General features: G+C 71.5%; 19 protein-coding genes. 12 read left to right on the forward strand and 7 right to left on the reverse strand.

Annotated elements, in window-relative coordinates:
- The first annotated feature begins 26 nt into the window (after nt 1–26).
- Nucleotides 27–1,241: a winged helix-turn-helix domain-containing protein gene (locus A4R44_RS35690; protein WP_067590778.1), complete on the forward strand. Its 1,215-nt coding sequence runs from the start codon at nt 27–29 to the stop codon at nt 1,239–1,241.
- A gap of 325 nt (nt 1,242–1,566) precedes the next feature.
- Here the strand turns inward: A4R44_RS35690 and A4R44_RS35695 are convergent, their stop codons facing one another.
- Both A4R44_RS35695 and A4R44_RS35700 read right to left on the reverse strand, forming a co-directional pair.
- Nucleotides 1,567–2,442 (reverse strand): DUF4097 family beta strand repeat-containing protein, encoded by an 876-nt coding sequence (locus A4R44_RS35695; RefSeq protein ID WP_067590780.1) that lies wholly within the window; start codon nt 2,440–2,442, stop codon nt 1,567–1,569.
- A 482-nt stretch (nt 2,443–2,924) separates the two neighbouring features.
- Entirely contained in the window at nt 2,925–3,443 is a 519-nt protein-coding gene (locus A4R44_RS35700) for a toxin-antitoxin system HicB family antitoxin (protein WP_067590783.1), read from the reverse strand.
- An 84-nt stretch (nt 3,444–3,527) separates the two neighbouring features.
- Here A4R44_RS35700 and thyX point away from each other — a divergent pair, with 84 nt between their 5' ends.
- The 6 genes from thyX (at nt 3,528) to A4R44_RS35730 (ending at nt 10,445) form a co-directional block, all read left to right on the forward strand.
- On the forward strand, nt 3,528–4,286 hold the full coding sequence (gene thyX / locus A4R44_RS35705) for an FAD-dependent thymidylate synthase (protein WP_037812497.1): 759 nt from the start codon (nt 3,528–3,530) through the stop codon (nt 4,284–4,286).
- Between the two features lie 10 nt (nt 4,287–4,296).
- The gene (locus A4R44_RS35710; RefSeq protein WP_067590786.1) at nt 4,297–4,695 is read left to right on the forward strand and encodes an ACT domain-containing protein; all 399 of its coding nucleotides are present in this window, start codon (nt 4,297–4,299) and stop codon (nt 4,693–4,695) included.
- A gap of 100 nt (nt 4,696–4,795) precedes the next feature.
- Nucleotides 4,796–6,037 (forward strand): Nramp family divalent metal transporter, encoded by a 1,242-nt coding sequence (locus A4R44_RS35715; protein ID WP_067590789.1) that lies wholly within the window; start codon nt 4,796–4,798, stop codon nt 6,035–6,037.
- An 84-nt stretch (nt 6,038–6,121) separates the two neighbouring features.
- On the forward strand, nt 6,122–7,624 hold the full coding sequence (locus tag A4R44_RS35720; protein WP_067590792.1) for a serine/threonine-protein kinase: 1,503 nt from the start codon (nt 6,122–6,124) through the stop codon (nt 7,622–7,624).
- 113 nt (nt 7,625–7,737) lie between these two features.
- On the forward strand, nt 7,738–8,751 hold the full coding sequence (gene dapA, locus A4R44_RS35725) for a 4-hydroxy-tetrahydrodipicolinate synthase (RefSeq protein ID WP_067590794.1): 1,014 nt from the start codon (nt 7,738–7,740) through the stop codon (nt 8,749–8,751).
- Entirely contained in the window at nt 8,748–10,445 is a 1,698-nt protein-coding gene (locus A4R44_RS35730; RefSeq protein WP_067590797.1) for a ribonuclease J, read from the forward strand. Before dapA ends, A4R44_RS35730 begins: the two co-directional genes overlap by 4 nt.
- Nucleotides 10,446–10,656: 211 nt before the next feature.
- Here A4R44_RS35730 and A4R44_RS35735 read toward each other — a convergent pair whose 3' ends face one another.
- From A4R44_RS35735 to A4R44_RS35745, 3 genes are read right to left on the reverse strand one after another with little or no spacing between them, the layout of a single operon-like run.
- Nucleotides 10,657–11,601, reverse strand: a complete 945-nt coding sequence (locus A4R44_RS35735; RefSeq protein ID WP_067590800.1) for a DMT family transporter — start codon at nt 11,599–11,601, stop codon at nt 10,657–10,659.
- 41 nt (nt 11,602–11,642) lie between these two features.
- Nucleotides 11,643–12,257, reverse strand: a complete 615-nt coding sequence (wrbA, locus tag A4R44_RS35740) for an NAD(P)H:quinone oxidoreductase (protein WP_067590803.1) — start codon at nt 12,255–12,257, stop codon at nt 11,643–11,645.
- A 47-nt stretch (nt 12,258–12,304) separates the two neighbouring features.
- On the reverse strand, nt 12,305–13,114 hold the full coding sequence (locus A4R44_RS35745) for a 1-acyl-sn-glycerol-3-phosphate acyltransferase (RefSeq protein ID WP_067590807.1): 810 nt from the start codon (nt 13,112–13,114) through the stop codon (nt 12,305–12,307).
- 240 nt (nt 13,115–13,354) lie between these two features.
- On the opposite strand from A4R44_RS35745, the gene A4R44_RS35750 reads away from it, so the two are divergent.
- The 3 genes from A4R44_RS35750 to A4R44_RS35760 all read left to right on the forward strand — a co-directional run bounded on the left by A4R44_RS35750 (nt 13,355) and on the right by A4R44_RS35760 (nt 16,814).
- The gene (locus tag A4R44_RS35750; protein ID WP_067590810.1) at nt 13,355–13,732 is read left to right on the forward strand and encodes a hypothetical protein; all 378 of its coding nucleotides are present in this window, start codon (nt 13,355–13,357) and stop codon (nt 13,730–13,732) included.
- 74 nt (nt 13,733–13,806) lie between these two features.
- Complete coding sequence (locus A4R44_RS35755) at nt 13,807–16,362, forward strand: DNA translocase FtsK (RefSeq protein ID WP_067590813.1); 2,556 nt, start codon at nt 13,807–13,809, stop codon at nt 16,360–16,362.
- Nucleotides 16,363–16,406: 44 nt separating this feature from the next.
- Nucleotides 16,407–16,814 carry a hypothetical protein gene (locus tag A4R44_RS35760; protein ID WP_232791923.1) on the forward strand — a complete coding sequence of 136 codons (408 nt, stop codon included), beginning with the start codon at nt 16,407–16,409 and terminating at the stop codon, nt 16,812–16,814.
- Nucleotides 16,815–16,818: 4 nt separating this feature from the next.
- Here A4R44_RS35760 and A4R44_RS35765 read toward each other — a convergent pair whose 3' ends face one another.
- Nucleotides 16,819–17,337, reverse strand: a complete 519-nt coding sequence (locus tag A4R44_RS35765; protein WP_067590816.1) for an amino-acid N-acetyltransferase — start codon at nt 17,335–17,337, stop codon at nt 16,819–16,821.
- 361 nt (nt 17,338–17,698) lie between these two features.
- Between A4R44_RS35765 and A4R44_RS35770 the strand changes: the two genes are divergently transcribed.
- Complete coding sequence (locus tag A4R44_RS35770) at nt 17,699–19,747, forward strand: acyltransferase family protein (RefSeq protein ID WP_095213823.1); 2,049 nt, start codon at nt 17,699–17,701, stop codon at nt 19,745–19,747.
- A 577-nt stretch (nt 19,748–20,324) separates the two neighbouring features.
- On the opposite strand, the gene A4R44_RS35775 is transcribed toward A4R44_RS35770, so the two are convergent.
- Nucleotides 20,325–20,558, reverse strand: coding sequence for a hypothetical protein (locus A4R44_RS35775; RefSeq protein ID WP_067590819.1), 234 nt, complete (start codon nt 20,556–20,558; stop codon nt 20,325–20,327).
- 21 nt (nt 20,559–20,579) lie between these two features.
- Between A4R44_RS35775 and A4R44_RS35780 the strand changes: the two genes are divergently transcribed.
- Complete coding sequence (locus A4R44_RS35780; protein ID WP_067590822.1) at nt 20,580–24,014, forward strand: AAA family ATPase; 3,435 nt, start codon at nt 20,580–20,582, stop codon at nt 24,012–24,014.
- The last annotated feature ends 4 nt before the right edge of the window (nt 24,015–24,018 follow it).

Genomic DNA, 24,018 nt, shown 5'->3' on the forward strand with positions numbered 1-24,018 from the left:
GGGGTGGCTGGCACCATGGCGGGATCATGCAGACGATCAGCCTTTCCGCCGCCCGCCGCACCGCTCTGGCCGCGCAGGGGTTCGCCGACCCCCGGCCCTCCGCCGACCCGACCCGGCGGCACCTCGCCAAGGTGCTGTCCCGGGTCCAGTTGCTGCAGCTGGACTCGGTCAACGTCGCCGTGCGCGCGCACTACATGCCGCTGTTCTCGCGCCTGGGCGCGTACGACCCGGCGCTGGTCGACGACGCCGCGTGGAGCCACCGCGCACGGCGGCCGCGGCTGCTGGTCGAGTCGTGGGCGCACGAGGCCAGCCTGCTGCCGGTCGAAGACTGGCCGCTGCTGCGGTCCGGGGCCAAGCGGGACGGCTGGTGGCGGAACTACACCCGGGTGGTCGACACGGTGCCCGGCCTGCTCGACGACGTGCTGGCGGTGGTGAAAGAACACGGTCCGATCGGCGCCGGGGCGATCGAGAAAGCACTGGAGAGCGAGGCGGTCCGGCGCGGGCCGGGTGCGTGGTGGGAACGCTCGGTGGTGAAGAAGGCGTGCGAGTACCTGTTCGGCGTCGGCCAGCTGAGCACGGGAACGCGGCGGTCTTTCGAGCGGCTGTACGACCTGACGGAGCGAGTCGTGCCGCCGGAGGTGCTGTCCCGCAAGGTTTCCGCGGAGGAAGGCGCCCGCGGCCTGATCGACCGCTCGGCACGGGCACTGGGCGTGGCAACGGAAACCGATCTGCGCGACTACTACCGCCTTGGCCCGGCCGTCTCCCGGCAGGCTGTTCAGGAGCTGGTCGAGGAAGGCGTCCTGGAGCCAGTCCAGGTGGACGATTGGCGCGCGGTCGCCTACCGGCACGCCGAAGCGCGGACGCCGCGGGCAGTGTCCGGACGGGCTTTGCTGTGCCCGTTCGATCCGCTGATCTGGGAACGCGCGCGGACCGAGCGGTTGTTCGGTTTCCGGTACCGCATCGAGATTTACGTCCCGGAAGCCAAGCGGGTGCACGGGTATTACGTGTTCCCGTTCCTGCTGGACGGGGCGCTGTCGGCAAGGGTGGACCTGAAGTCCGACCGGGCGGCCGGGGTGTTGCGGGTGCAGGGTGCGTTCGCCGAGCCCGGCGTCGACCAGCCGCGGGTGGCGGCGGAGCTGGCCGGGGAACTGCGGACGATGGCGGAATGGCAGGGGCTGGGCGGCGTCGTGGTGGGGGAGCGAGGTGATCTGGCCCGGGCGTTGCGGCGTGCGGTGAGGTGAGCGGGGCTCGTGAGTGCCTGTGCCGGTTAGTACCGGCATCGTCACTCACGACGCGCGCGGGGGCGGTGAGGGGTTCGGCGCGTGGGGAAGTCGTTGCGGCGGCTGTGATTTGGCGTGCGGGAAATCCGCGCCGAGACGACTTGCTATGGCGCACAGCGGCTTCCCAGCTACCGCACGAAGCGCCTTCCCGGCCACCGCACGAAGCGGCGGGCCACCCGGAATTCCCGGTGCGGCCCGCCGCCTCCCCCTTGCATCCGTCTGCTCGGCGCACCCGGGGTAGCGGAGTAACGGGTGTGCAGGCCGGAGCAGACGGGATGGTCCCGCGTCAGCCGGCCGCGCGGGTGACCACCGCGTTGCCGGTTCCGGTGCGGGCGCGGACTTTCAGCGCGACCGCGTCCTCCGGCGGCGTGTCCGAGACGGCCAGCTCGCTCGAAACCCGCCCGGCTGCCGACGCCAGTTCCACTTCCGCCCGCACCCCGCTGCGGATGCCGACTCGCACCTCGCCCGAGCCGGTGATCAGTTCGAGCGAGCCGGACGCCGCATCGGCCACCGACAGGTCGCCGCTGCCGGTGCGGGCCATCACGTCGCCCTCGACCGCGCCCAGCCAGACGTTTCCGGTGCCGGTGCCGAGCGTCGCCGGTCCGGCGATCGACGCCGCCTCGACCGAACCGCTTCCGCTCCGCAACTGAAGTCCGGCCAGGGTCGGGCCGAGTTTCACGGCTCCGGTGCCGGTCCGGATGGTGGCCGCGCCGTCCGCGCGTTCCAGCGACACTTCCCCGGATCCGGTGAGGATGTCCGCGCGGCCCGCGGCACCGGTCACCGCGACGTCTGCCGAACCCGCGCGCACTTCGAGATGCGACCCGGCCGGCGCGTGCACCGTCACCGCCACCGGAACATTCCGCAGCTGCCACGCCTTCGCCGCCCGCACGACGACCCGGTTGCCGGTCTTCTCGATCCGCGCCTGACGCACCGCGTCGGCGACCGAGAACTCCGGCACGCCGCCGAACTGGTCCCCGAACTTCTCGCCGACCCACGACAGCAGGCTGCTGACCCCGTTCACCCACGACGGCTGTTCGCCCGCGTCGTGCTGCAGCCGCACCGTCACCCCGGACTCCCGCCCGAGCACGACCTCGACCCGCCCGATCGTGACGCCCAGGTCCAGTTCGACCGGACCGTCCGCCGCGAAGTCCTGCAGCCGCACGTACGGACCCGGTTCCGCGGAATCCGAACCGCTGCTTGCCGAAGCGCTGGAGCGGGCCGCCGAGCTGTCCGAAGCGGACTCGGCACCGCCGGATCCAGCTTCACTGCCTGCCTCGCTCGACGCGGACGCGGACCCCGAGGGACCTCCGCCGTGCCTGGTGCCCGCTGGCGCGGCGTCCGCTCCGGTGGGGGTTTCGCTTGCCGTGGCGTCCGCTCCGGCGGGGGTTTCGCTTGCCGTGGCGTCCGCTCCCGCAGGGGTTTCGCTTGCCGTGGCGTCCGCTCCGGCGGGGGTTTCGCTTGCCGCGGCATCCGCTCCCGCAGGGGTTCCGCTTGCCGCGGCATCCGCTCCGGCGGAGGTTCCGTCCGCCACGGCCCCTGCGTCCGCCCCGCCTGCGCCTTCCGTCCCGAAGCCAGCTTCCCCAACCCGGCCTTCGGTGTTCTTCCCCTGGTCTTCCCGGTTTTCGCCCATGGTGGTGCCCCCTCCTAGCCTTCGACCCAGCCGTGCAGCTTGGTCTCGGTGTGGCCCCCGCCGCTGCCGCTGTCCTGCCAGCGCTGGTGCCGTTGCTGGTGCTGCTGCGCCTGGCCGAGCGCCCCCTGCACGGCCTGCGCCACGAACGTGTTCAGCGAAACCCCTTGCGCGGCCGCTGCCTGCTCGGCCTGGCCCTTGATCTGCTCGACCAGCCGCAACGTGATCCGCGAGATGTCGCCGCCGTCGATCGGAGGGACCGGCGGCGGGGGAGGCGCGGACGAAGAACGGTCCTCGCCGCCGGTCACGACCACGCGCACGTCCCGGCCGTCGAGCCGGACGTCCACGACCTGGCCGGGCAGTGCGGCGGTCACCTCGGCCGCCAGGTCGGCCAGCGCGTTCATCAGCGTGAGCCGGACTGCCGGTTCCAGAGCAGACGACAGCAGTGCGGCCGCCCGCCGGGTCTGCTCGTCCCCGGCGGAGGCCGTGTTCGCGAGGTCTTCGCGAAGGTTCGCGATATACGGCGTCAAGTCCATGACATCACTATGGCGTCACCGGTGACGTCACGTCAAGGCACGGTGATGTCACCCATGCTGCCGGGCTAGGCTGGCGGAGCCGACATGAGGGGAGCGAGACCGGTGCCGCCCAAGGTGCAGCTGATCGCGAAAACCGAGTTCTTCCCGCCCGAGGACGTGCCCTGGTCCACTGACGCCGACGGAGGCGAGGCGCTCGCCGAGTTCGCCGGGCGCGCCTGCTACCAGTCCTGGGAGAAGCCGAATCCCGCGACCGCGACCAACGCCGGGTACCTTGAGCACGTCATCGACGTCGGCCATCTGGCCGTGCTGGAGCACGGATCGGTCACCTTCTACCTGTCCGGGATCTCCCGCTCGCTGACCCATGAGCTGATCCGGCACCGGCATTTCTCCTACTCCCAGCTGTCCCGGCGCTACGTTCCCGAGCGCGACGCGGAGTTCGTCGAGCCGGACGTCATCGCCGAAGACCCGGTGCTGCACGAGAAATTCGTCAAGGCCACGCAGGCGAGCGCGGCCGCGTACGACGAGCTGCTCGCCGGGCTGGAGGAGAAGTTCGCGGACACGCCCAGCGCCACCCTGCGCCGCAAGCAAGCCCGCCAGGCGGCCCGCGCCGTGTTGCCGAACGCGACCGAGACCCGCATCGTCGTCACCGGCAACTACCGCGCCTGGCGGCATTTCATCGCGATGCGCGCCACCGAGCACGCGGACGTCGAGATCCGTTCGCTGGCCATCGAATGCCTGCGGCAGCTGCACAAGGCGGCGGCCAACGTGTTCGCCGACTTCACGATTTCGACCCTGCCCGACGGCACCGAGATCGCGTCGAGCCCGAAAGTGCTGGAAGGCTGACAACGCACTGATGAAACACCTGACGATCGACCTCCGTCCCGCCCCGTTCTCGGTCGTGCGGCTGCCCGCCGACGCCGCCGTTCCCGCGGAGCTGCTCGAACCCGGCGAGCCCGCGCTCGTCTCGGTCACCCGCACGCCCGACGAGCTGTCGGTGATCTGCCCGACCGGCCGCGAGCCCGAGGGCGGCACCGTCGAGGACGGATGGCGGCTGTTCACCGTGCGCGGGCCGCTGGCATTCACTCTCACCGGCATCATTTCCGCGCTCGCCTCGGAGCTGGCGGCGGCGGGCGTCGCGCTGTTCTCGCTGTCCACCTTCGACACCGACCACATCCTGGTGCGCTCGGACGACCTCGACCGCGCGGTGGCGGCGTTCCGCGAAGCCGGTCACGAAGTGCTCTTGCCTGCCTGACCGTCCGCAGGAGTGGCGTGGTGCAGCACACCCTTGCCCGGTAAAGTTCGGCATGCCTAAACTTCGAGTTGGGGTTACCGATATCAGGGAGTGGGCGCACATGGCGGTGGCGGAAGCGGCACGTCCGCGCGGCGTGGCCCGGCTGCGGGCGGGCTGGGCGCTGCTCGGACCGGCGTTCGTCGCCGCGATCGCGTACGTCGACCCGGGCAACGTCGCGGCCAATGTCAGCGCCGGCGCGCGCTACGGCTACCTGCTGGTGTGGGTGATCGTCGCGGCGAACCTGATGGCCGTGCTGGTGCAGTACCTGTCGGCGAAGCTCGGTCTCGTCACCGGCCAGTCGCTGCCGGAGGCACTGCGCGACCGGCTGTCCAGCCGGTCGCGGCTCGCGTACTGGGCGCAGGCCGAGATCGTCGCGGTCGCCACTGACCTGGCCGAGGTCGTCGGCGGCGCGATCGCGCTCAACCTCCTTTTCGGACTCCCGCTGGTCGCCGGCGGGCTCGTCACCGGGCTCGTGTCGCTGGTGCTGCTCGCGGTGCAGGACCGCGGCGGACAGCGCCCGTTCGAACGCGTCGTGACCGGTCTGCTGGTGGTGATCGCGGTCGGGTTCCTGGCGAGCCTGTTCGTCGAATCGCCGTCGGCCGCCGGGATCGCGAACGGCCTCATCCCACGCTTCAGCGGCGGCGACAGCGTGCTGATCGCGGCGGCGATGCTCGGCGCGACGGTGATGCCGCACGCGGTGTACCTCCACTCCGGGCTGGTCCGCGACCGGCACGGCGAACCGGAACCCGGGCAGCGCCGGCGGCTGCTGCGGGCGACCCGCTACGACGTCGGGTTCGCGATGCTGCTCGCCGGCGCGGTGAACCTCGGCATGCTGCTTGTGGCCGCGACGAATCTCCAAGGCCAGCAAGGCGTCGACACCATCGAAGGCGCACACGGCGCGGTCGCCGCCGCGCTCGGGCCAGGGGTCGCGCTGCTGTTCGCGATCGGCCTGCTCGCCTCCGGGCTGGCCTCGACATCCGTGGGTGCGTACGCGGGCGCGATGATCATGCAAGGCTTGCTGCGCAAGAGGATTCCGATCGTGGTGCGTCGGCTTGTCACGCTCGCCCCGGCGATTGTCGTGCTGGCGCTGGGCGCCGATCCGAGTGCCGCGCTGGTGGTCTCGCAGGTGGTGCTGTCGTTCGGCATCCCGTTCGCGCTCGTGCCGCTGATCCGGCTCACCGCCGACCGCGGAGTCATGGGCCCGGACGTCAACCGCCGGATCACCACGGTGCTCGCCGCCGTCGTCGCGGCGGTGATCATCCTGCTCAACGTCGTGCTGATCGTGCTCACCTTCACCGGCTGAAGCAGTCCCGGCCGGACGGAACCGGCGAGGCTGCCGGACGGTCGGACTAGCATCTGCGCGAAGCCGACCGAGGAGCCCGACCCCGTGACCGACGAACAGACCCGCCCGCACGACCCGAACCGCACGGCCCCCGCCGGCCGCGTGGTGGCCGGCCGCTACCTGCTGCTCGGCGAACTGGGCCGCGGCGGCATGGGCATCGTGTGGCGCGCGCAGGACCAGGTGATCGGGCGGCACGTCGCGATCAAGGAATTGCGGCTGCCCGAAGCCGAAGGCGCCGCGGTGTTTTCCGAACGGATCCTCCGCGAGGTGCGTGCGGGCGGACGGCTCAACGACCCGGCCGTCGTCACGGTCTACGACGTCATCACCGACCAGGGCACCACCTGGATCGTGATGGAACTGGTCGAGGCGCCCACTCTCGCCGACCTCGTGCGCGCGTACGGCCCGATGCCCGAACAGCAGGCCGCGGTGATCGGGGAGCGGGTGCTGTCGGCGCTGCAGGCCGCGCACGCCGCCGGGATCGTGCACCGCGACGTCAAGCCGGCCAACATCATGGTCGCGCCGGACGGCCGGGTGAAGCTCACCGACTTCGGCATCGCGCACGCCATCGACGACCCGCGGCTCACCACGAGCGGGATGATCGTCGGCTCGCCCGCGTTCATGGCCCCGGAGCGGGTCGAAGGCCGCGAGGCGATGCCGGAATCGGACCTGTGGTCGCTCGGCGCGACGCTGTACTTCGCGGTCGAGGGAATCGTCGCGTTCGAACGCCCCACCACGGCCGCCACGCTGCACGCGATCATGACCGAAGTGCCGTACCTGACCCGCGTGCAGGGGCCGCTCGGCGCGGTCATCCTCGGCCTCTTGGTGGCGGACCCGGAAGCGCGGCTCACCGCGACGCAGGCGCGGGCGCAACTCGCCCACGCCACCGGTCCGCAGCAACGTCCGGCCACCGCGGTGCTGCCGCAGCAGGAGACCCGCGTCGGCGGACAGCCGACCCGGACGGCCGCGAAGCCGGAAAGCAAGATCCGCCGCGGCTGGTGGGCGGGCGCGATCGCGGTGCTGGTGATCGCCGCGCTGGCCGGCGGGTTCTTCCTCGGCAAGCCGGTGTGGTCGCCGAAGAAGGACGAGCAGCAGGCCGAGACCGTCACTTACGGTCCGGACGGCTACCTCAAGACGTCGATCTCCTCCTCCTCGATCTGCTACAACGCCGTGGTCCAGCCGGGCGTCGTGATCAGCTCGGACAACAACGTCGACTGCAAGAAGAACCACACGCTCGAGATCTACGCCAGCGGGGATCCGATTCCGCTGGAGAGCTGGAGCGACTCCGATTCGGCGGTCGCCCCGTACCCCGGGCTCGACGTGGTCGCCAAGGCGGCGGAGGCGCGGTGTGCGGCGGCGTTCCACTCCGCGGTGGTGCCCGAGCAGCAGCGCGCGGGACTGACCTACCGGGCGATCGTGCCGACCCAGCAGGAGTGGCAGCTGCAGCCGGAGAGCGACAGCAGCGGCGGGCCGGAGCGCGAGGTCTACTGCGTCCTTTCGCGCTCGAACAACGACCAGATCCCGGCGCAGATCACCGCCAAGGTCAAGTAGCCGCGCGAGAAGTTCCGGGCGAACCGGCGCGGCGGCGGAAATTCTCCGAAGTTGCCGCATGCCACACCAGGTCGAGGCCGGGTTCGGCGGTTCGACGAGGTACCGTCGTGGCCATGTCCACCTCACCTGCCGCCGCGCCCGGACGTCCGTTCGGCCGCGTGCTCACCGCGATGGCGACCCCCTTCGACCGGGCCGGGGCGCTGGACGTGAAGCGGGCCCAGGAACTGGCCGAGTACCTCGTGGACCTCGGCAACGACGGCCTCGTCGTCAACGGCACCACCGGCGAGAGCCCGACCACCACCGACCAGGAGAAGACCGCCCTGGTCCGCGCCGTCGTCGAGGCGGTCGGCGACCGCGCGACCGTCGTCGCGGGGGCGGGCACCAACAACACCGCGCACAGCATCGAGCAGGCGCACGCCGCCGCCGAGGCGGGCGCGCACGGCCTGCTCGTCGTCACGCCCTACTACTCGCGGCCGAGCCAGGCCGGGCTGTACGCGCACTTCACCGCGGTCGCGGACGTGACCGAGCTGCCGGTCATGCTCTACGACATCCCGCCGCGCTCGATCGTGCCGATCGAGGTCGACACGCTGCAGCGGCTGGCCGAGCACCCGCGGATCGTCGCGGTGAAGGACGCCAAGGGCGACCTGATCGCCGGCTCCGAGGTCATCGCGAACACCCACCTCGCCTACTACTCCGGCGACGACGGCCTGAACCTGCCGTGGCTGTCGGTCGGCGCGGTCGGCGTGGTCAGCGTGGTCGGGCACGTCGTGGCGGGCCGGATCCGCGCGATGATCGAGGCCTACGAGGCGGGCGACACGTCCACCGCGCGCACGAACCACCGCGGGATGCTGCCGGTGCTGCGGGCGATGTCGCGCGTCGGCGGCGTCGCGTTCAGCAAGGCTTCGCTGCGCCTGCGCGGGTTCGACATCGGCGACCCGCGGCTGCCGATCGTGGCCCCGTTCGACGACCAGCTGGAGCAGATCGCGGCCGATCTCGCCCAGGGCGGCGTGCCGCTGGAGGACAGCGCGGCCTCGGACTGGCATGGTGCACGGGTGGCACAAGCAGATTCGCAGGCGGCCTACACCGCCCCCACCTCGCACACCAGCGTTGGGACAATGCCCCGGTGACCTCACTTCCCGCCGGACCCGGCCCGACGCACCTCCCGCCCGCCCTTCCCGAGGGAGCCCTGCGCGTCGTCGCGCTCGGCGGCATCGGCGAGGTCGGGCGCAACATGACCGTCTTCGAATACGACGGCAGGCTCCTGATCGTCGACTGCGGCGTCCTCTTCCCCGAGGACGACCAGCCGGGCGTCGACCTGATCCTGCCCGACTTCCGCGCGATCGAGGACCGGCTCGACGACATCGACGGCCTCGTGCTCACCCACGGGCACGAGGACCACATCGGAGCCGTCCCGTTCCTGCTCCGGCTGCGCCCGGACGTCCCGATCTACGGTTCGCGCTTCACCAACGCGCTGCTCGCGGCCAAGGCCAAGGAACACCGCCAGCGGCCGAAGCTGATCGAGGTGCGCGAGGGGGAGAAGCGCAAGGTCGGCGCGTTCGACCTCGAGTTCTTCGCGGTGAACCACTCGATCCCGGACGCGCTCGCGGTCGCCATCCGCACGCCGGCCGGCGTCGTGCTGCACACCGGCGACATCAAGCTCGACCAGCTGCCGCTCGACGGGCGGCTCACCGACCTCGCGGGCTTCTCGCGCCTGGGCGACGAGGGCGTGGACCTGTTCTGCGTGGACTCGACCAACGCCGAGGTGCCCGGGTTCGTCATGCCCGAGCGCGACATCGGCCCGGTGCTCGACGACGTCATCCGGCGCGTGGACCAGCGCGTCATCGTCGCCTGCTTCGCCAGCCACGTGCACCGCGTGCAGCAGGTGCTCGCCGCCGCTGTCCGGCACGGCCGCCGGGTGGCGTTCGTCGGCCGGTCGATGGTCCGGAACATGGGCATCGCGGCCGAACTCGGCCTGCTGGACGTGCCCGAAGGCCTGCTCGTGGACCTGGACCAGGCGAGCAACCTGCCGGAGAGCAAGGTGCTGTTCGTGTCGACCGGTTCGCAGGGCGAGCCGCTTTCGGCGCTGTCGCGGATGGCCCGCGGCGAGCACCGGCAGATCTCGATCCGCGCGGGCGACACCGTCGTGCTGGCCAGCTCGATGATCCCGGGCAACGAGACCGCGGTGTTCGGCGTCGTCAACGGCCTGACCCGGCTCGGCGCGAACGTCGTGCACCAGGGCAACGCGAAGGTGCACGTGTCCGGGCACGCGTCCGCCGGCGAGCTGCTGTACCTGTACAACGCGGTCCGGCCGAGCAACGTGATGCCGGTGCACGGCGAGTGGAAACACTTGCGCGCCAACGGGGAACTGGCCATCCGCACCGGCGTCGCGCCGGACAACGTGGTGATCGCCGAGGACGGCGTGGTCGTGGACCTGGTCGACGGCAAGGCCTCGCGCACCGGCCGGGTCGAGGTCGGGCACGTGTATGTGGACGGGCTGTCCGTCGGCGACGTCGGCGAGTCGACTCTGTCCGACCGGCTGGTGCTCGGCGAGGGCGGGTTCATCGCGATCACCGTGGTGGTCGACTCGAACACCGGCCGCGCGGTCAGCAGCCCGACGATCTCCGGCCGCGGGTTCTCCGACGACCCGAAGGCGCTGCACGCCGTCGTGCCGCTCGTGGAGATGGAGCTGGCGCGGACGGAAGCCGAGGGCATCACCGACACCCACCGCATCGCGCAGGCGGTGCGCCGGGTCGTCGGCCGGTGGGTCGCCGACACCTACCGCAGGCGGCCGATGATCGTGCCGACGGTCATCCCGGTCTGACTCAGCGCCGCGCGCCCGCCAGCAGCAACGCCATCATGACGATCGCTGCCTGGCGGGCGAGCGCGTCGCGGGCTCCGCGCTGGCCGGCCCGGCTCGGTCGGTGGTCCATGAGATCCCCCGGGTGTCTCGTGCGGCTCGCTCCAGTGCGGCTGGTCCGCGGACAGGACACATCCCGCTGAAGATTGGTTCCCGGCTCCACCCGGAGAGGGAGTCAGGCGACCGCCGCGGTCTGCCGTTGGACCAGGTAGGCGCCGCCGAGCAGCAGCGCGGCACCGACCGCCTGCGGCCAGGCGAGCGCTTCGCCGAGCAGCGCCCACGCGAACGCCGCCGCTGTGACGGGTTCGAGCAGCCCGACGACGCTCGCCACCGAGGCGGGCAGGTGGCGCAGCGCCGAGATTCCCGCGACGTAAGGGATCGCCGTCGACAGCACCACCAGGCCGAGCAGCAGCAGCCACAGCGGCGGGGTCCACGGTCCGAATGCGACGGTCTGGCCCGCCATCCCCAGCGGCAGCGTCCACGGCGGAGCGGTGACGCTCACGAGCGCCCCGCCGATCACCATGCCCCAGGTGACCAGCCCGAGCGGTTCGCGCTCGGCGACCGCGCGTTCGCCGAGCAGGAAGTACCCGGCCGAACAGAGCGCCGCGCCGATCCCGGCCAGCAGCCCGATCGCGTCGAGCCGCAGTCCCTGCCAGACCTGGGCGACCAGCGCCAGCCCGGCCAGCGCGATCGCCATCCCGAACCACAGCATGCGCGGCAGCCGTTTCTTCCGCACCACGCGCACCCACAACGCGATCAGCACCGGCGACAGGAACTCCAGCAGGATCGCGATGCCGACCGGGATCCGTTGCGCGGCAATGAAATACAGCAGCTGCGTACCGGCCACGCCGAGCGCGCCGTACGCCAGCAGCATCGGCCATTCCCCGCGCCGGACGCGCAGCGTGCGCGGCGCGAAGAGCGCGGTGCCGATCAGCAGCAGGACTCCCGCCGTCCCGATCCGCAGCACCGCCACCTGCTCCGGCGTCATGCCCGCGCCCATGACCGGCTTCGCGAGCGTGCCGGACGTGCTGAAGAAGACCGCGGCGAGCAGGACGAGCGAGAGTCCGCGGCCCCGGTGGATCGCCCGGGGTTGCTCCAGGACGGGGAGTTCGGTGGTCACGCTCGGGACATTACGGAGCGGGGCGACCGAACGAAACTAAGTTATTCCCCGGTTTTCAGGCCCGTCGCGACGTGTGTCGTGATCGTCGCCAGCCGCCGCCCCTGAATCCGCAACGCCTGCAGTGCGGTGTCGTCCGGCGCCGCGGATGCGCGCGAGACGAACGAGCCGCCGTAGGGGTTGCCGGACTCCAGCAGGTGCGGGTCCGCGTAGCCGAGGGGGAGGACGATCGCGCCCCAGTGATAGAAGATGTTGTTGATTGCCAGCACGGTCGCTTCGAGGCCGCCGTGCGCGGTGGAGGCCGAGGTGAACGACGTCGCCACCTTGCCGGCCAGTTTCCCTTGCGCCCACAGGCCGCCCGTGGTGTCCACAAAGGACTTCAGCTGTGCGGCGGGTCCGCCGAACCGGGTCGGGCTGCCGAGTGCGAGCCCGTCCGCCCATTCGAGATCGGCCAGCGTGGCGGTTTCGTGGTGCGGCCCGGAATCGACCCAACCCTGCCAACGCCGATTGCTGGCGATCGCTTCCGGCGGCGCGGTCTCGGCCACGGTGCGGACGCGTACCTCCGCCCCGGCTTCGCCCGCCCCTTCGGCGAGCGCCCCGGCGAGGGCGGCGGTGTTGCCAGTGGCGCTGTAGTAGACGACCAGAATGCGGGTGCTCACACCTCGTGACCCTAGCCCGGCTCGGCGAGGCGTCCCACGATCCGGACTCAGCGCTGCGGCTTCCAGGGACTGACGGTGTCGGTCGGCCGGGTCGGGTCGTGGAAGCGCGGACGAAGGGGTTCGTGGCGGCGCAACGGAACCAGGCCGTCCGTGATGGCCTGCATGATCTTGGCGTGCGCGCGAACGCCCGCGCCCGGCCGCTCCGGCTCGACCTCGGAGAGGTCCACCGGGGCCCCGAAATGCACCTTGAACCGGGGCCGCCGCAACGGCGCGCTCAACCCGGATTTCGCCAGCGGCAGCAGATCCGCGGGCCCGTGCACGGTCTCCGTGCCCCAGTAGACCGCCTCGTGCGCGCCCCACTGGCTGATCGGGATCACCGGCACCCCCGCCGCGAGCGCGAGCCGCGCCGCCCCGGTCTTGCCGCGCTCCGGCCACAGCCCCGGGTCGTGACTGATCCGCCCCTCCGGATAAACGACGATCGGCTCGCGCGTGGTCCGCAACGCCTCAGCCGCCTCGGCGAACTGCCCGACCGCGGTCGCCGCCTTGGCCCGGTCCACGCGCAAATGCCCGCTCACTTTGAGCGCCGGGCCGATCACCGGCGCGTCGAGAATCCCGCCGGCGAGCATGAACCGGGGATTGAGGCCGATCCGCTTGCACGCCGCCATGAGCACGAAGGCGTCGAACACGCCGATGTGATTGGCCGCCATGAGCAACGGCCTGGCCCGGAGCTCCCGCGGCACCGACCCGGTGACGGTGAGCCGCCCGACCAGGTTCACCAGCCCCCGGTCGAGGGTGAGCATCGTCCGCCAGATCGCGGGGGCACGGCGCGGAGCCTCGTCCTGCTGGAGCGCGAACATGAGCAGAGCATTTCACGAGTGGCAAATCGCACCTGATCGGGTGGTTCTCCCTGCCGGTCGGCACCGGATCGGCACTAGCGTCTGCCCGGGAGACGAAGCCGCCTCTCCCGTCGTGATGCGGAGAGGTGCCGGATGCCTGGCTCGGCTCTTGCTTCCGAGTTCGTTCAACGTCCTGGGTTCGACCCGGTGCGTGCCCTGGCTTCATCACGGTGGAGTGCTTTGTGGTCCGCCATTCGCCAGTTGAGGGAAGAAGGCACTGACGATGCGCAGCTGTCCGATCTCGTAGCGCTCGCCGAGGTGGAGAGGGCGGTGCTGAACCGGGGGTTCCATCATGCGGAGTGGTGCGATGACCAGTCTCCCGGACGGCACGACCGCGGGTCTTTCGCTGACTACGTGATCGGGGTTTCCCGCGGGAGAGGAGACCCGGCGCCATCGGCGAAGGCGGAAGCTTGGGCCAAGGAAGAGGACGGTGCCGAGTCGGCGGGCGTGCGTCTGCTGGCAGATTCGGAAGACGATGCGAGCGGCACAGCGGGCTGGTTCACTCCCGGCGCGGCTCGTGCGCTGGCCGCACAGCTGATCGAGGCAGCCGACCTGCTGGAGAGCCGCCGTCGACGGTGATCTGGAGACGATTGTTTCGCCTGCGCCGCGAGTGGCACATGTGACTATCGGTCCTCGCCCGTTACCGTGGAGGCATGGCTGGGTCGGCGACGAGGAAGCGGAGCACTGCGGGAAGCGGCGGGAAGGCACCGGCGCGCAGTTCGCCTGCGCCGGCGAAGTCGCGGGCGGCTGCGTCGAGCAGGCCGGCAAAAGGCGGTTCGGCCAGGGGGCGGAGCAGCGCCCGGCCACGGACGTCCAGCGCCCGGCGCCCAGCCCCCCGGCGCAAGAACGGGGCGATCGGGCGCGGCGTGCGCAGCACCTGGAACCTCGTCGCCAAGGGCGTCGGTTCGCTGGCCCGCACGGTCGGGCGCACGCGGGAGCTGGAGGCCGAGCACCGTCGTGACGGGCTTGCGCTCGGGCTGATCGCGCTGGCCATCGTCGCCGCGGTCGGCGTCTGGTGGCGGGCGGCCGGGCCGATCGGGGCCGGGGTCGAGGTCGCGACGCGGACGGTGCTCGGCGCGGGAGCGGTGACGCTGCCGCTGGTGCTGCTCGTGGTCGCCGTGGCGTTGATGCGGTCCGAACCGAGTCCGGAGACCCGGCCGCGGATGGTGATCGGCACGCTGCTGGTCGTCCTGTCCGTGCTCGGGATGCTGCACATCTTCACCGCGCTCCCGGACACCAACGACGGCCGCATGTACGCGGGCGGCATTCTCGGCGCGTTTTCCGGCGGGCTGCTCACCAAGGGCGTCACCACCTGGGTCGCGGTTCCGTTGCTGATCCTCGCGCTGCTGTTCGGCGTGCTCGTGTTCACCGGCACGCCGGTGCGCGACATCCCGCACCGCCTGCGCACCTGGGGCCTCGACGAGCAGGAGCTGGCCGACTACGAGGCAGGCCAGCACGACGAAGAGCCCGAACCCGGACCTGAGGCCGGCCCGAAGGCGGTCCGGCTGCGGAAGCCGTCGCGCCGTCGCCAGGCCAGCGCCGGCAAGGACGGCGAGCAGCTCGACATCGACGCCGCGCTCGCCGAGCCGGCCACGCCGATCCGGCCGCCGAAGCCGGTCGCGCCGCCTGCCGAGGCGCCGGAGAAGAAGCCGAAGAAGGCTCCGGAACCCGCGCTGTCGGTCACCCGCACCGTCGAGGGCGACTACGCGCTCCCGCCGCCGGACCTGCTGAAGCTCGGCGACGCGCCGAAGTCCCGCAGCAAGGCCAACGACCAGATGATCGAGGCGATCACCGGCGTCCTCGACCAGTTCAACGTCGACGCGCAGGTCACCGGCTTCACCCGCGGCCCGACGGTCACCCGGTACGAGGTCGAGCTCGGCCCGGGCGTGAAGGTCGAGAAGATCACCGCGCTGACCAAGAACATCGCCTACGCGGTGGCCACCGACAACGTCCGCCTCCTGGCCCCGATCCCGGGCAAGTCCGCGGTCGGCATCGAGGTGCCCAACTCCGACCGCGAGATGGTGCGCCTCGGCGACGTGCTGCGCGCGCCGACCACGGTCAAGGACAACCATCCGATGCTGATCGGGCTCGGCAAGGACATCGAGGGCGAGTTCGTCACCGCGAACCTCACGAAGATGCCGCACTTGCTGGTCGCCGGTTCCACCGGTTCCGGCAAGTCCAGCTTCGTGAACTCGATGCTGGTGTCGCTGCTGGCCCGGTCGACGCCCGCCGAGTGCCGGATGATCCTGATCGACCCGAAGATGGTCGAGCTGACGCCGTACGAGGGCATCCCGCACCTGATCACGCCCATCATCACGCAGCCGAAGAAGGCCGCCGCCGCGCTGGCCTGGCTCGTCGAGGAGATGGAGCAGCGCTACCAGGACATGCAGGCCAACCGGGTCCGGCACATCGACGACTTCAACGCCAAGGTCCGCTCCGGCGACATCACCGCGCCGCCGGGCAGCGAACGCGAGTACCAGCCCTACCCCTACATCATGGCGATCGTCGACGAGCTGGCCGACCTGATGATGACCGCCCCGCGCGACGTCGAGGACGCGATCGTCCGGATCACCCAGAAGGCCCGTGCCGCGGGCATCCACCTGGTGCTCGCGACGCAGCGGCCGTCGGTCGACGTCGTCACCGGCCTGATCAAGACGAACGTGCCCTCGCGGCTCGCGTTCGCCACGTCGTCGCTCACCGACTCGCGGGTCATCCTCGACCAGCCCGGCGCGGAGAAGCTGATCGGCATGGGCGACGCGCTCTACCTGCCGATGGGAGCCGGGAAACCGGTCCGCATCCAGGGCGCGTTCGTCGGCGACGAGGAGATCGCCGCGGTCGTCAACTTCGCCAAGGAACAGGCGCAGCCGGACTACAACGAGGGCGTCACCAGCGCCAAGGCGGGCGAGAAGAAGGAGATCGACCCGGACATCGGCGACGATCTCGACGTCCTGCTGCAGGCCGCCGAGCTGATCGTCACGTCGCAGTTCGGGTCCACCTCGATGCTGCAGCGCAAGCTCCGCGTCGGCTTCGCCAAGGCGGGACGGCTGATGGACCTGCTGGAAAGCCGCGGCGTGGTCGGCCCGTCGGAGGGCTCGAAGGCCCGCGACGTGCTCATCAAGCCGGAGGAACTGGAGTCGGTGCTGTTCATGATCCGCGGCGGCTCCGACGCGGGCGGATCGCCCGCCGGCGGCGAGGACGAAGACTTCTGAGCCGCTCGTGCAACCCGGCGGCGCGTCCGGCCCGTCCAGTGCGCATGGACCTCAAGAAGCTCGCACTGGGTATCGGGACGGCCGCCGCGCTGGCCGGGTGCGCGGGCGGCCCGGCCGCCGTCGCGCAGACACCGTCGCGCCCGCCCGCCGCGGAGCCGGGCGGGAACGTGGCGCTCACGCCCGGCCAGGAGGTGCAGGTCGCCGGACGGGACCTGACCGTCCGCTACCGCCAGCTGGTCTCGGATTCGCGCTGCAAGCCGGGCCAGCGGTGCCTCGTGGCGGGGGAGGCCGTCGTCGCGCTGGTCCTGACCGAACCGGGCCGCGGCGAGCACACGTCCGTCCAGCTGCACACCGGCCGCCAGGGCCCGGACGCGACGTCCTTCGCCGGTACGACGGTGAAGCTCGCCGCCGTGGACGGGTCGGGCAACCACATCCTCGTCCGGTTTTCCTGAGCACTCAGAACTCGAGCAGCATCCGCGAGTTCCCGAGCGTGTTCGGCTTGACGTAGGGCAGGTCGAGGAATTCCGCGACGCCCGGGTCCAACGACCGTCGCATCTCCTCGTACACCTCGTGCGAGACCGGGGCGCCGTCGATCTCGACGAACCCGTGCGCGGAGAAGAACGACGTCTCGAACGTCAGCACGAACAGCCGCTTGAGTCCCAGCTCTCGGGCCTCTTCGACGAGCCTGCCGACCAGCGCGCGGCCGATCCCGCGGCCGCGCGCGGCTTTGTCGACCACCACGGTGCGCAGTTCGCCGATGTCCTCCCACAGCACGTGCAGCGCGGCGGCGCCCAGCACGTCGTCGGTGCCGTTCTCTTCGTCGATCGCGACCCAGAACTCCTGCACCGCCTCGTAGAGCGTGACCAGATCTTTTTCGAGGAGCACGCGGCCCGCGTCGGAATCGACGAGGGCCTTGATCTTGCGGACGTCGGCGATCCGCGCGCGGCGGACGGACGGAGAGGGGGAATCGGGCACCTGGTCAAGATAACGACCGCGAGGACCGGCCGCGCCGAGCGGCTCGATGTCAGGGACTCAAGCCGGGTGGCCGCACCGGCTGCTCAGCGTCGGACAAGGACGCCGAAGCCGGCGAAATACGCGATCCGTCATCCGCTGGCTCTGGTTCTCGCAAGCCCGCTCCCGGCCAGCAGGGCTGGCCAGCCCTGCTGGCTCGGCACCCACCGCGCCTCAGCCGCACGTTGAGTCCCGGGCAGTGGCCGAGCGGCTCCATCGGGGGACCCCGGATGCGTGACGCCGCGAGCCGTCACGTATAGCTAGTGGGCGCACATGACCAGTAGTCGGCGGCCCGGCCCGCTGCCGGCCCTCGGGAGGAACCTGCATGTCCGGCACCACGGTGGCCGCCCCGGAACGGCCCGGCAAACCTCCCGCCGGGCCGAGCGCGCAAGCCCGGTTCCGGCCCGAGCTGCAGGGCGTGCGGGCGCTGGCCTCGGTGCTGGTCGTCGTCTACCACGTGTGGTTCGACCGGATCTCCGGCGGCGTCGACGTGTTCTTCCTCGTCTCCGGGTTCCTGATCACCGGCCAGCTCTACCGGGCGCTGCTGCGCGGCCGCATCGAGCTGCGCGCCACCTGGGGCCGGATGATCAAACGGCTCTTCCCGGCCGCGATGACCGTGCTGCTGACCGTCGTGGTCCTGTCGCAGCTGCTGCTGCCGCAGGACCGCTGGTTCCAGACCATCCGCGAGGTCGTCGCGTCGGCGCTGTTCTACGAGAACTGGCAGCTCGCGGCCGATTCGGTGGACTACTTCGCCCAGCACAACAGCGCGAGCCTGGTGCAGCACTTCTGGTCGCTGTCCATCCAGGGCCAGTTCTACCTGCTGTGGCCGCTGCTGTTCGTCGGGCTCGGCCTGCTCGTGCGCCGGCTCGGCTGGTCGCTGCGGCGCACGGTGAACCTGCTGCTGATCGTCCTGTTCGCCGCCTCGCTCGCGTACTCGGTGTACCTCACCGCGGCCGACCAGCCGCTGGCCTACTTCCACGGCCTCACCCGGGTGTGGGAATTCGCGCTCGGCGGCCTGATGGCGATGTTCCTCGACCAGGTCACGCTGCCGCGGCTGCTGCGCATCGCGGCAGGCTGGGCCGGCGTCGCCGGGCTCGTGCTGTGCGGCGTGCTGCTCGACGTCGACAGCGTGTTCCCCGGCTGGATCGCGCTGTGGCCGACCCTCTCGGCGGGCCTGGTGCTGGTCGCCGGGCAGACCGGCAGCGTGCTCGGCGCGGACCGCTGGCTCAGCTCGAAGTTCCTCGGCTACGTCGGCAACCTCAGCTTCTCGCTGTACCTGTGGCACTGGCCGGTGCTGGTGTTCTACCTGATCGTCCGCGACCGGGTGGCGGTCGGCCTGCTCGGCGGCACGTTCGTGGTCGGCCTGTCGTTCCTGCTCTCGATCCTGACCTATCACCTGATCGAGAACCCGATCCGGCTGTCGAAGATCGGCACCGCGAAACGGTGGGGCGCCTACCGGTTCGGCGTGCTCGCGCTGGCCCCGGTGCTCGTCGGCAGCGGCGTCTGGCAGGGCGTGAGCAGCGCGCGGGCGAACTACGAGATCGCCATCGGCGACCCGGACCACCCGGGCGCGGTCGCGCACGCGCAGGGCTTCGTCTACCGCGGCGCGCCGTCGCCGTCGATCGTGCCGCCCACGGTGAAGCTGGCCGACGACTGGGCCCGCACACCCCCGGACCAGTGCTCGATCTCGCCGCGCAACAAAGAACTCCAGATCTGCACCGAATCCCCGGACGGCCCGCCGACGAAGCGGGTCGTGCTCGTCGGGGATTCGCATATCCAGCAGTTCCTCGCCGCGTTCCGCCCCGCGGTCACCTCCGACGGCTGGGAGGTCTCGACCATGCTGAAGGGCGCGTGCCCGTACTCGTCCGGCTCCGAGCTGATGCCGGGCGACCAGCCCTGCCTCGACTGGAACAAGGCCGTCACCGACGAACTGCTCGACACGCGGCCGGACGCGGTGATCATGCTCGGCACCATCAACTCCAAGCCGGGGCCGAACGAGACGACGCCGAAGGGCTTCGTCGACGCCTGGTCCACTTTGGACGAAGCAGGCATCCCGGTGGTCGCCGTGCGCGACAACCCGCGCTACACGTTCAACATGGCCAGCTGCGTCGCGCAGAAGAGCCCGACCGACCCGTCGTGCTCGGTGCCGCGGTCCGCGGCGGTGGCCGCGAAACCGTCGTGGGAGCAGGTCGAGAACGTTCCGGACAACGTGACGTTCCTGGACTTCACCGACTACTACTGCGACGACAAACGCTGCCGCGCGGTCGTCGGCAACGTGCTGGTCTACATGGACGACAACCACCCGTCCGCGACCTTCAACACGACGCTCGCGCCGATCGCGGTCAAACAGCTCAAACAAGCCCTGGGGTGGTGACCGCGCGCGCAGCGGGAAAGGACGAGTTCGGCGGCTAGCCGTCGCGGAGCGTCCCGGGTTGGGCACAATGGGGCGGCGGGTTCGCCGCACGGGCACCTGAGGGGGAGCTGGTCTTTTTGACGCGCGCAGGGTGGGACGCATTCCAGGCCGCACAGTCCGAGGCGGCGGCGGGCCGGACGGCCGCGCTGACCGGCCCGGACGGCGTCGGATGGCTGCTCGTCCCCGGCCAGGCGTGGCAGCGGAGGCTGCCGGACGGGACCTGGCAGTACACGCCGCCGCCCGCGGATCCCGGCTACCGCGGCGCCGCCCGTCTCGTGCCGCCGCCCTCTCCCGGCCCGCCCGCGCCGGGGTACGGCGCGCCGCAGCAGTACCCCGGCGGCCAGCCGGGCCGCCCCGGTCCCGGCGCCGGGGGACCCCGGCAGCCGTATCCGGGCCCGCAGAGCAACCCGGGCGGATTCGCCGGACCGCACGGCAATCCCGGGGGGTACGCCGGACCGCAAGGCTATCCCGGCGGATACCCCGGACCCGCCGCGCCGCAGGGGAACGGATTCGGCGGCCCGCCTCCCGCTCCGCAGGGCTACCGGCCGCCGCGGCCCGGGTACCCGCAGCCGCCGGACTGGTCCGGGCAAGTCCCGCCGCCCGCCCCGCTTTCGGGACCCCCGTCGCCGCCCGCCACCCCGCCTTCCGCGCCGCCGGTTCCCGCGAGCGCCCCGGTGCCGAATCCCGCCCGGCCGCCGCGGATCCGGGTGGAGAACCTGGGCCGGACGGGGATGTTCGTCGCCGGGACCGACTCGATGGCCGAGTTCGTCACGCGCGCCACNGCGCCACCCGGGTGGTCGCCTGGGCGGACGCCACCCGGCACGGCACCGCGAACGGCGCCGGCGAACCGCCGCCGCCCGAACCGGAACGGCCGGGTTCGGACGGCTCCGGCGACACCGTGCTCGGCGACATGGCGCGGCACAGCCGGTCGGTCACGCTCGACCTGCTGGCCGCGGGCAACCGCATGTGGCAGCGCAAGGAGCGGTCCCGCTACGAAAAGGCCTACGAGGAGTGGCAGCAGGCCTACGCCGAATGGGAGAAGCGCGAAGCGGCCCGGACGACCGCGGGCACCAAGCAGCCGAACCCGTTCATCCTGCTGGTGGGGGAGGCGAACACCGGCCAGCGCCGGTTCACCCGGGCGCTGAAGGCGTCGCTGGCCGACGCCGAAGTCGGCTTCGGCAACGCCGAGTTCTTCGACTGCGCCGCCCTGATCGCCGAGTACGGCGACGACCCGGTCGAGCGTTCGGTGCCCGCGACGATCAACGAAATCGAAAACGGCGGCTCCGCGCTCATGCTCGCTGAGCGGGTCGACGCGCTCTTCGGCAAGGACGCCGCGGGCACCGTCCGGCTGCTCCGCAATTACGCGCGCGACCAGGACAGCTGCCGCCTGATCGTCTTGGACGGCACCGAAAAGGTTCTCGACCAGCTCCGCACCGAGGCCCCCGACCTGGTGCAGAACATGCTGCAGTACCGGCTGCCCCGGTTCGATCGGCCCGCCGAGGCGGCCGCGCTGCTCGACGTCCTCGCCCGGGAACGCTCGTTCGGCCTGCCCGCCGACGTGCGCGACCGGCTCGCCGCACTGGCCGGGGAACCCAGTGCCCGCACGGTGGAGGCCCTGCTGGACGCGGCCTCGCGGCAGGCGATCAGCCGGGGCGCGATGCCGGGCGCCCGGATCGAGATCGGCCACCCGGACATCGAGCCGCTCGTCGCCGCGGCCGGCCAGCGCGGCGGATCCTCGATCGAGGAGCTGCTCGCCGAGCTGGACGGGATGATCGGCCTCGCCGAGGTCAAGGAGCGGGTCCGTTCGCTGACGTCGGAGATGACGATCGACGCGCGGCGCCGGGAAGCGGGCATGAAGGTCGCGGTGCGCAGCCGCCACCTGCTGCTGACCGGCAATCCCGGCACGGCGAAGACGACCGTCGCCCGGTTGCTCGGCAAGATCTACCAGGCGCTCGGCGCGCTGCCCAAGGGCCACGTCGTCGAGGTGACCCGCACCGACCTGGTCGGCGAGTACGTCGGCCAGACCTCGCTGAAGACCCGCGCGGCGGTCCAGCGGGCCGTCGGCGGCGTGCTGTTCCTGGACGAGGCGTACAACCTCGTGAACGACAAGGACGACGACTTCGGCCGGGAAGCGGTCGCGGAACTGCTGGTGCAGATGGAAAACCATCGCGAGGACCTGGTGGTCTTCGCGGCCGGTTACCCCAAGGAGATGGACGCCTTCCTGGAGTCCAACTCCGGCCTGCGCTCGCGGTTCGCCGGGTCCGTCGAGTTCCCGGACTACTCCAACGACGAGCTGGCGCGGATCTTCCGTGCGATGGCGAAGGGCCAGGGCTACGAGCTGTCCGCGGACCTGCTCGCGGCGCTGCCCGAGGCGGTCCGGCGGATCCCGCGCGGCCGCGGCTTCGCGAACGGCCGGTCCGCGCGGGTGCTGCTGGAAGCGGCGATCGGCAAGCAGTCCACCCGGTTGACCACCGACGGCGGCGCGGACCTGGTCACGCTCGTCGCCGCCGACCTGCCCCGTCCCGGCGAATCCGGGGTGGGCGCGGTGGACGACTCCGGACCGCGGCGCAGTCTCCCCGAACTGCTGGCCGAGCTGGACGCGATGATCGGGCTCGGCTCGGTGAAGCAGCGCGTGCGGTCCATGGTGGACGAGATGGCCGTCGACGCACGGCGGCGCGACGCGGGCATGAAGGTCGCCGTCCGCAGCCGCCACCTGCTGTTCACCGGCAATCCGGGCACGGCGAAGACGACCGTGTCGCGGCTGGTCGGGCAGATCTGCCGCGAGCTGGGCGTGCTGCCGTCCGGGCACCTCGTCGAAGTCGGCCGCGGCGATCTCGTCGCCGAGTTCACCGGCCAGACCGCGCCGAAGACCCGCGAAGTGTGCGAACGGGCCGCGGGCGGCGTGCTGTTCATCGACGAGGCGTACAACCTCGTGCGCGACGACAACGACGACTACGGCAAGGAAGCCGTCACCGAGCTGCTGGTGCAGATGGAGAACCACCGCGAGGACCTGGTGGTCTTCGTCGCGGGCTATCCGAAGCAGATGGACGAGTTCCTGGAGTCCAACCCGGGCCTGCGGTCGCGGTTCGCCGGCCGGATCGAGTTCCCGGACTACACCAACGAAGAACTCGCCGGGATTTTCGCCGTGCTGGCGAAGAGCCAGGGCTACGAGCTGTCCGCCGACCTCGCCTCGGCGCTGCCCGAAGCGATCCGCCGCATCCCGCGCGGCCGGGGGTTCGCGAACGGCCGGTCCGCGCGCGGCCTGCTGGAAGCCGCGATCAGCGGGCAGTCCAGCAGACTCGCCGCCGCACCGGACACGCCGCCGGACCAGCTGGCCGTCCTGGTGGCCGCGGACCTGCCGGGCGAGGCCGGGGTGGCGGTCAGCGACGACGCCGGACCGCGCCGAGGACTGGAGGACCTGCTCGCCGAACTCGACGGCATGATCGGCCTGGACGAGGTGAAGGAGCAGGTCCGCGCGCTGGTCGCGGAAACGCGGCTGGACGCGCGCCGCCGCAAGGCCGGGCTGCCGGTCGGGGCGCGCAGCAGGCACCTGGTGTTCACCGGCAATCCGGGCACGGCGAAGACGACCGTCGCGCGCCTGATGGGTCAGCTCTACCGCGAGCTGGGCGTGCTGCCGTCCGGGCACCTCGTCGAGGTCGCGCGGCCGGATCTGGTCGGCGAGTACATCGGCCAGACCGCGCCGAAAACCCGCGAGGCGTGCGAGCGGGCGATCGGCGGGCTGCTGTTCGTCGACGAGGCGTACAACCTGGTCCAGAACTACTCGAACGGCACCGACTTCGGCGGTGAGGCGGTCGCCGAACTGCTGGTGCAGATGGAGAACCACCGCGAGGACCTGATCGTGATCGCCGCGGGCTACCCGGCGGAGATGGACCGCTTCCTCGACGCGAACGCGGGCCTGCGGTCCCGCTTCGGCGCGACCGTGCGTTTCGCCGACTACGACGACGCCCAGCTGGCCGCGATCTTCACCGCCATGGCGGGCAAACAGGGCTACCGGCTCGACGCCGGGCTCGCCGAAGCGCTGCCCGGATTCATGGCCGGACTCGACCGCGGAACGGGGTTCGCCAACGGCCGTTCGGCCCGCGGCCTGCTCGAACGCGCCATCCGGGCGCAGGCGATGCGGCTGGCCGGCCCGGACGTCGACCTGGAGGCGCTGGACGACGCGGAGCTGACGTTGCTGACGGTTCCGGACGTGTCCGCCGCGGGGTGAGCTC

The organism is Amycolatopsis sp. M39 (assembly GCF_001651785.1).
GTDB classification, from domain to species: domain Bacteria; phylum Actinomycetota; class Actinomycetes; order Mycobacteriales; family Pseudonocardiaceae; genus Amycolatopsis; species Amycolatopsis rubida.